Raw genomic sequence first — 3,285 nt, forward strand, 5'->3', positions numbered from 1 at the left:
AGGGAATTCTGTCACCGATATTTATATCGACTTTGATCGGCGCAAAATCGACGAGGCTAACCGCCGGGTGATTGATTATGTGCTGTATGGTAAGCAGTAAGCGTTATTTTCAGCGAATTTGTAGCCTAATGGAGTATTTGCTTTGTCATAGGTGTTTGTATGTCCGTCAAAAGATAGACAATCCAGCGTAACCTGAGACAATTCCACAAAATAAGCCCCGTCACGAATAACCATGGCGGAGCCTACAAGCTCTGGAGTTGAAAACAACTCCACAACAACGCTGCAAAGTTACAAATTCTCTTCGGTCCTCGCAAGCATCATTCAGTCCGCTTTATTTTTCTTAAGCAGTTCTCCGATCGGGATTTTCTTCTTTATCCACTCCCACGGCTCGAAACGCCATGGCAGTCCCTTATACTCGAAGTAGTTGTTGAGACAACTCGTCAATTCAATCGCGTATACAATCATCAGAACTCCTATGGATACAACCGGCTTACCGAGATTGACGCCAAACGTGCGCGACAACATTTCGGCCACCGTTACCCATCCGAGATAGTCCACGCTTTTGTTTATCGTCCTACGCCACGCCCGCGAGAAGCGGATCTTCTCCCCGCGGACTCGCGCCGCCTTGATGCCGAAGCGCAGATCAAGTAACAGCAGTCCTCCCGCCAGCGGGAGCCACCCCGAAAGATGAGCGTAGAAGTCGACTATGGCCGCTCCGAGAACCGCGAAAAACGCACAGAATGTATTACTTTGGCTTTCCATTGCTTTTCTGTTTTACTTTCTAAACTTCCTAACAAGCCATACGACGACGGCACAGATTACAATCGCGACGCCTCCGAGGGCGAACCCTCCGAAGTCCATCTTGGTCTGCTGCCACTTTGTCAGCTGCTTTTCCACAGGATAGGGAACAGGGATGGTGTCTGACTTCACCGATTCAAGCTGAAGGCGCAGTGCCTTGATTATGCTGTCCTGTTGCTGCACCTTGTGTTCAAGCTCCTTTTCACGATAAGATGCGACATATACTATACGTTCCTTGTCATGTCTTGCGGTATCGCCGTTCTCTTTCAGCACCACGGTTTCCTTCGTGCGGTCGATTAAAGAGTCAGAGGAAGTTTCTTTGAGCCGTTGCGACTCAAAGAAACTCCTCATGCGCTCATACAGCCCCGTGGTGTCGGCGTTGACATATTCAGTGCGCACCGTCTCCACTGGCACATACTTCGTGGGCGAGCATCCCGACAGCATGACTGCCACTGCAAGAAGCATGAGGATAGCTACAAGCAGGGCGGTACACACTCCCGGCTGATACTTCGTGTCGCGCGGGGTCATAGCTTCAACACCTGACGTTTCACATCCGCAGGGTCAAGGCTCACATGCACCCATGAGAAATTCTTCTCGTCGATTAATTGGGTGAACGGAAGTCCCATATCCATTATCAGCTGAAAGATCCGACGGTTCTCTACGCAGTTGCCCGTCGTAAGATCGGCTGCCATGCCTTTGCAGTGGTGGCTTGTCGCACTGCCTCCCACCGCCTTGTTGAGTGCCGCGCATCGATAGCCGCTCGTTACCGCGATCGGCTTTCCCCACGCCTCGCGCAGAGGGTCGAGCACTTTGTCTACAAGCACCGCGATGTTCTTGCGGGCACTCTCCGGCGCGGTGTTGGCGATGCCGTGGCGGTAGGCGGTACCTGACCGCTCGAACTCTTGAAAAGAAAAATACTTCATGGCTCTATGATTTCGATTTCGGGATACGTCTTATGCCACTCGTCAACAATGCCATTATTGTACATCATAACGCTACCGGTCACGAGTACGCCGCCAATTCCCAGTGATGTAACGCTGTTTGTCCTCACGTCGCCGTTTATTACAACGGCATTCGTTATGTCGTATATGGTTTCACCGTGCCTGAATATCTTTGGCAAAACCACATCCGCTGGGCAGCAAAATGCACTCACGTCTCCATCCGGAGTAGGTGTTATATTTCCGCTGCAAATCAGATTGCCTCGGATAATTACGTTGATATTTTTCATCGTCTGTAAGATTTTTTATTACTTTTGTGTCGCGGCGGTTGGTGACGCTCCCGTCCGCGCGACTGAACTTATTTACTTCCCGGCATATCGCCGTCGGCAGAGCGTCACTTTATTGCCGTCAGCCCTATGCCGGGATTGTTTTACACTTATGAGAAACTTTTCTATTCCGCCCTATCAGGCCAAAGAGATCGGGATGGCTGTATGTCGAGTTTGTTCACTCCTCGGAATCCCTTGTTGTGTGGCAACTCCTTTAGGCAACTATGACATCGGGCTTATCAAAACAGCGGTCATGAATATTGCCAGAAGCCAAAACATTCCGTGTGATCTTCCAGCCGGCCCGCGCAAGGATATACGAGAGGTCGCCACCGCATTCCAATCAGTTGTTTCATCCTTGGTTGCTGCCAACAAAATACCTGCGGAATATTAAGCTCTCAATCGTGGCTTTCTCTCCATGATGACGTGCTGCCCTCGTAGCAATAAGCTCCGAGATTCCCGGCTGTAGTTAAGCTGCAATTGAGAAGATACTCATCCGTGCCGTCGAGCCATGCTATGCGTTCGATGAACTTCGCCGCGTCCGGATAGGCCTCTTTCAGCCGTGAGCGGAACTGCCTGATACGGCGTTCACGCCTCCATACCTTAAATCTCTTGATCATAGTTGATTTATTGTTATGGCTTGATTGGTTGTTTACTCTGCCATGTCTATGCCGAGCAGGTTGGCTACCCACATTGTATCGGCGAGAGTCCATTTCTCGTCACAGTCGGCCAGTGCAAGCAGATCCTCCGCCGTCATCGGTTTGCTGACGGTCAGCGTCACCTCTGCGTTAAGCTCCGGCTTGATAGTGGCATGTACGGCCTTGTTGTAGTTTTCGGTCATGTCTTTGAGGCGCGCATCCTCATCGGGTGTTCTGTCGGTCTTGCCGGACAGCTCCTCGTAGCCGTCCGGCACAAGCTTCTTCTTCGCCTCTGTCAGACAATCGTCGAATGGCTTGCGTGCCCTTGATATGGCACACACCGTGCGTGTCAGAGCTGCGCGTCGCTCGATCGACAGTTTGCCGAGAGGCAGGCGCGAAAGTATATCCGATAGATTCAGCAGTTCGAATGTCTTCATTACGCAACCCCTCCTTCCCCGCAATCTGCGATAAATCCGTTTATGGCGTCGAGCGTCGCAGTCTGATCCGGGCATGTAGCGTCAAACTCTACCGTCAGACCCCCGCCCATGTAGCGGCGAAATGTAGCGACGCTGTGGCCGTCAAGCGTCG

The 3,285-nt window shown here is 51.5% G+C and carries 7 protein-coding genes; 1 reads left to right on the forward strand and 6 read right to left on the reverse strand.

Annotated features, from left to right (window positions below):
- Nucleotides 1-321: 321 nt before the first annotated feature.
- Genes C5O24_RS11880 through C5O24_RS11895 form a run of 4 tightly spaced genes read right to left on the reverse strand, consistent with a single transcriptional unit; the run spans nt 322 to nt 2,026 of the window.
- A complete protein-coding gene (locus tag C5O24_RS11880; RefSeq protein WP_107035850.1) occupies nt 322-762 on the reverse strand; it encodes a hypothetical protein in 441 nt (146 codons plus the stop codon).
- 12 nt (nt 763-774) lie between these two features.
- Nucleotides 775-1,326, reverse strand: coding sequence for a hypothetical protein (locus tag C5O24_RS11885; protein ID WP_107035851.1), 552 nt, complete (start codon nt 1,324-1,326; stop codon nt 775-777).
- A complete protein-coding gene (locus tag C5O24_RS11890) occupies nt 1,323-1,721 on the reverse strand; it encodes a D-Ala-D-Ala carboxypeptidase family metallohydrolase (RefSeq protein WP_107035852.1) in 399 nt (132 codons plus the stop codon). The genes C5O24_RS11885 and C5O24_RS11890 overlap by 4 nt, the downstream gene beginning before the upstream one ends.
- Nucleotides 1,718-2,026 carry a hypothetical protein gene (locus tag C5O24_RS11895; protein ID WP_133165565.1) on the reverse strand — a complete coding sequence of 103 codons (309 nt, stop codon included), beginning with the start codon at nt 2,024-2,026 and terminating at the stop codon, nt 1,718-1,720. The genes C5O24_RS11890 and C5O24_RS11895 overlap by 4 nt, the downstream gene beginning before the upstream one ends.
- A gap of 148 nt (nt 2,027-2,174) precedes the next feature.
- Between C5O24_RS11895 and C5O24_RS13835 the strand changes: the two genes are divergently transcribed.
- The gene (locus C5O24_RS13835; protein ID WP_133165566.1) at nt 2,175-2,453 is read left to right on the forward strand and encodes a hypothetical protein; all 279 of its coding nucleotides are present in this window, start codon (nt 2,175-2,177) and stop codon (nt 2,451-2,453) included.
- A gap of 4 nt (nt 2,454-2,457) precedes the next feature.
- Here C5O24_RS13835 and C5O24_RS11900 read toward each other — a convergent pair whose 3' ends face one another.
- Nucleotides 2,458-2,679 carry a hypothetical protein gene (locus C5O24_RS11900; protein WP_107035854.1) on the reverse strand — a complete coding sequence of 74 codons (222 nt, stop codon included), beginning with the start codon at nt 2,677-2,679 and terminating at the stop codon, nt 2,458-2,460.
- Between the two features lie 32 nt (nt 2,680-2,711).
- The gene (locus C5O24_RS11905) at nt 2,712-3,134 is read right to left on the reverse strand and encodes a hypothetical protein (protein ID WP_107035855.1); all 423 of its coding nucleotides are present in this window, start codon (nt 3,132-3,134) and stop codon (nt 2,712-2,714) included.
- Nucleotides 3,135-3,285: the final 151 nt, after the last annotated feature.

The sequence above is a fragment of the Paramuribaculum intestinale genome (assembly GCF_003024925.1).
Taxonomy (GTDB): Bacteria; Bacteroidota; Bacteroidia; order Bacteroidales; family Muribaculaceae; genus Paramuribaculum; species Paramuribaculum intestinale.